Raw genomic sequence first — 685 nt, 5'->3', positions numbered from 1 at the left:
AAGGCCATGAACGTCGCCATCGAAACCATCGAGGAGGTGAACCTCATCCCCGAACTCACCGCCGCGTAAGCTAAAACCACTGACCCGCACGGAGATGAGAAATCACACCACTCGGCGGGACGTGACCGTGCGGAGTCGATAAGTGCCTGGCCCGCTCCGGCACCTTGCGCTTCGGCCAACACGTAGATCATCTTCAGCTCTTCCGCGGGAAGCAGGGGTTCATCGCGATTATATTCCGCATGGGCGAATCCGACTATCCGCGACTCGACTTCTGCCACGACCGTGGTCAGGTTTCTATCGGTAAGAAGCTCGTTCCACATCTCTAGGCGACGAAGTCGAGCTTCGTTGCTCCACGCCTGTGGGGGGAACAGTCCGACATAGGTCTCTTTCCACGACTGAGTGTGCACGGCTGCAAGTTCCTGAGCATCATCGAGGCGCGCTGCGCGTGTGGTGAAACTGGACATAGAACCATCTTGTCGCAGCTCGACTGATTCGCGCTTCGGGGGTTGCACCGTGATGACGTATCCCTAGCCGCTGTCAGATCGTGTGCTGCCCAGTGTTTTGTTGGGGGTGCATGCTCGACACGCCCGGGATGGGGGAGGGTTTGGTTGGTGGGGGTTGGTGCACGTAAAGTTTGTTCTTGTCACCCCAAAGGTGCGGAAGTCCCGGGCAGTTTTGCTGTTAG

General features: G+C 58.1%; 1 protein-coding gene. It reads right to left on the bottom strand.

What is annotated here, in order from left to right:
* A partial coding sequence (locus tag ACTJJW_RS14745; protein ID WP_462645916.1) for an N-acetyltransferase family protein occupies positions 1–464 on the bottom strand: 464 nt, incomplete at its 3' end.
* Between the last annotated feature and the right edge of the window lie 221 nt (positions 465–685).

The sequence above is a fragment of the Rhodoglobus galactosidasius genome (assembly GCF_054957775.1).
Note: the sequence above shows the minus strand (reverse complement) of the source record. Positions and strands in the feature narration are given on the sequence as shown.